3 protein-coding genes are annotated in these 2790 nt (G+C 67.3%); 1 reads left to right on the top strand and 2 read right to left on the bottom strand.

The genetic code is table 11. The annotated features are described in order from the left end of the window. Positions 1-169 (bottom strand): phosphoadenosine phosphosulfate reductase domain-containing protein (locus KGQ91_RS16655; protein ID WP_224421543.1); only part of this gene is annotated, 169 nt, incomplete at its 3' end. A 112-nt stretch (positions 170-281) separates the two neighbouring features. Continuing rightward, positions 282-1088 carry a helix-turn-helix domain-containing protein gene (locus tag KGQ91_RS16650; protein WP_224421542.1) on the bottom strand — a complete coding sequence of 269 codons (807 nt, stop codon included), beginning with the start codon at positions 1086-1088 and terminating at the stop codon, positions 282-284. Positions 1089-1265: 177 nt separating this feature from the next. Here KGQ91_RS16650 and KGQ91_RS16645 point away from each other — a divergent pair, with 177 nt between their 5' ends. Continuing rightward, entirely contained in the window at positions 1266-2717 is a 1452-nt protein-coding gene (locus KGQ91_RS16645) for an SLC13 family permease (RefSeq protein WP_224421541.1), read from the top strand. Positions 2718-2790: the final 73 nt, after the last annotated feature.

Genomic DNA, 2790 nt, shown 5'->3' with positions numbered 1-2790 from the left:
GGAAGGGCGGTGGCCCGGGGGCGAAGGCCTTGCGCGCCAGGTGCAGCATCACGGCGCTGTCCTTGCCGACGGAGTAGAGCATCACGGGGTTTTCGGCCTCGGCGACCACCTCGCGCATGATCTGAATGCTCTCGGCCTCGAGCCGTTGCAGGTGGGTCAATGAGGTCATGAGTTCTCGGTCCTTGGTTGTAAGCTGTAAGCCGTAAGCGTTAAGCGGTAAGTAACCCCAAGTCCAAGGGGGCTGGTTGTCACCGCGAAGCGGCAGACTTACGGCTTATCGCTTATCGCTTACCGCACGGGGTTAGCCCGGCGGGTACCGTCACAAGAGGCATTTGCGGGTTCTGTTCCCGCCAGCGAGCTATCTCCGGGCTTGCCGCGAGATCGGCGCCCCGAAAGATCACGACGTTGCAGCCGGTGGCCCGCAGGCGGGTGAAGAGCTGCAGATAATCCTCGGCGCGGGGCGGCGCCGTGAAGCAGCGGGTGTACAGCGTGTCCCGCTTGCCGTGGGCGAAGAGCTGGTAGCGGCGGGGGTGATCCCGCGTCGCGGCGCATACTCGGGCGCCCGCCTGCCACACATGGCCGCCTCCGGGGTTGTGGTTGGCGATGGCCGGCAGTACCTGCTGGCGATACCAGCGCCCCGCCTTGGAGCGCCGGCGCTCCAGGCCGGCGAGGTCCAGCGGGGCCGGCTTGAGATCCTGCCGGGTCAGCCAGTGCTCGACGGCACGCGGCGAGGCGACGCCCGGCGAGGCGACGCCCGGCGAAGCGACGCCCGGCGATACGTCGCCCGGCGAGGCGTCGACTTCTGCATCGTCGTTATCACCCAGCGACTGGGCCAGGGTGCGCGCGCTCCAGCCCGGCTGATCGCCGGGCGGCCACTCGGCGAGCCGTTGTGCCAGCTGGCGGCGTTGTGCGTCGCCGAGCGTGGCTCCCTGCCCGGCGGGCCGCCCGCGGGGACGCACCGGCACCGCCTCCCAGCCGCCTTCGCGAAAGGCCTTCCAGGCGGCGGAGACGGTCGGCGGCGAAAGTCCGGTGCGTTGCGCCGTTTCGGCGACGGTCATGCCGTCGAGCCGCAGGCGAACGGCCTGCAACCGGCGCGCGTTGAGCGTTTCAGGCGAAAAATGTTTAGTGCTCAATGTGTTTTCAAATTATTGAAAATAAACGGATAATTTAAAATAAAGGCTCATTGAGTCTGCCTTAATTAGACTAAGCATAAAACCCGCCGTAGAATCGCACAAGCACGCGTTCAGCCACCAAGGACACCGCCGATGACCCCCTGGGCCGTACTGCTCTCTCTGGCCGCCCTGCTGGTTTTGCTGGTTTCCGGCCGGGTCCGGCCCGCCCTGGGCTTCGTCGGCCTGGCCGGGGTCTACCTGCTGATGGGGCTGGTGGACACGGCCACGTTGCTGCGCCAGTACACCAACCCGGCCCTGGCCACCTTGCTGCTGCTGTTGCTGGTGTCGCTGGCGCTGGAGCGTTCGCCGCTGCTGGAACGTGTCTCGAACCATCTGGTCAACGGCCGCCCGGAGCGGGCGACGCTCAAGGTCATGGGCACCAGTGCGGTACTCTCGGCCTTTCTCAACAACACCGCGGTGGTGGCCACCTTCCTGGGGGCGATCTCGCGCCAGCGCCGGATCGCGCCCTCGCGGTTGCTGATCCCGCTGTCCTATGCGTCGATCCTGGGCGGGATGACGACCCTGGTCGGCACCTCCACCAACCTGGTGGTGAACTCCTTCACGATGAGCACGGCCGGCTTCGAGCTGAGCCTGTTCCAGTTCAGCTGGGTCGGGTTGCCGGTGGCGGCGGTGACGTTCCTCGTGCTGCTGTGGCAGTCGCGGCGGCTGCCGCATCACCAGCCCGAGGCGGCGGCCGATGCGCTGGCCTACTTTCTGGCGGCCGATCTGCAAGCCGGGTCGCCGATGATCGGCCGCAGCATCGAGGCCAACGGCCTGCGCAGCCTGGACGGGCTCTACCTGCTGGAGATCGAACGCCAGGGGCGGCTGATCAGCCCCGTCGGGCCGGCCGAGGTGCTGGAAGCCGGCGATACGCTGGTGTTCACCGGCGAGGTCAACCGGGTCCAGGCGCTGCAACGCTTCCCGGGGTTGCGCCTGTTCGGCCGCCCGGCCGGCGACCTGCTGGCGACCAACCTGGTGGAGGTGGTGATCTCCCATGAGTCGGACCTGGCCGGGCGCACGCTGCAGGCGGTGGACTTTCGCAGCATGTTCGACGCCGGGGTGGTGGGCATTCGCCGGGGCGGAAGGCGCCTGGAAGGGCAACTGGGCAAGATTCCGCTGCGCGCCGGCGACTGCCTGCTGCTGGCGGTGGGCAGCGACTTCCACCAGCATCGCAACCTCGACCGCAACTTTCACCTGCTCAGCGGCAGCCTGACGCGGCCCCGGCTCAACCGCCGGGAAAGCGGCCTGACGCTGGCCGGCTTCGTGGCGGTGATCTCCCTGGCGGCATTGAGCGTGCTGCCGCTCTTTCAGGGGCTGTTGCTGTTGCTGGGGGCGCTGCTCGTCGGCGGCGTGCTCAGCCCGGCGGAGCTGCGCCGGCGCTTTCCGTTCGAGCTGTGGCTGATCATTGGCTCGGCCCTGGCGATCGCCCAGGCACTGGAACACTCCGGTGCCGCCACCCTGATGGCCCAGGCCATGCAGGGGCTGTTCGCCGGGCATGGCGTGTATGCCGCGTTCATCGGCTGCTACCCCTATGCTTCAACGTAGTTGTCACCTAAACGGATTGAGAGGTGAACAACGTGCGTTACCCCGCAGAACGTAAGGAAGCCATCCTCAAGAA

It is taken from the genome of Modicisalibacter tunisiensis, from assembly GCF_020148005.1.
In the GTDB taxonomy this organism is placed as follows: domain Bacteria; phylum Pseudomonadota; class Gammaproteobacteria; order Pseudomonadales; family Halomonadaceae; genus Modicisalibacter; species Modicisalibacter tunisiensis.
Note: the sequence above shows the minus strand (reverse complement) of the source record. Positions and strands in the feature narration are given on the sequence as shown.

Bases quoted from the DNA above. Each gene is read 5' to 3' on its own strand.
- KGQ91_RS16645 (WP_224421541.1), top strand. From the start codon at position 1,266: ATGACCCCCTGGGCCGTACTGCTCTCTCTGGCCGCCCTGCTGGTTTTG.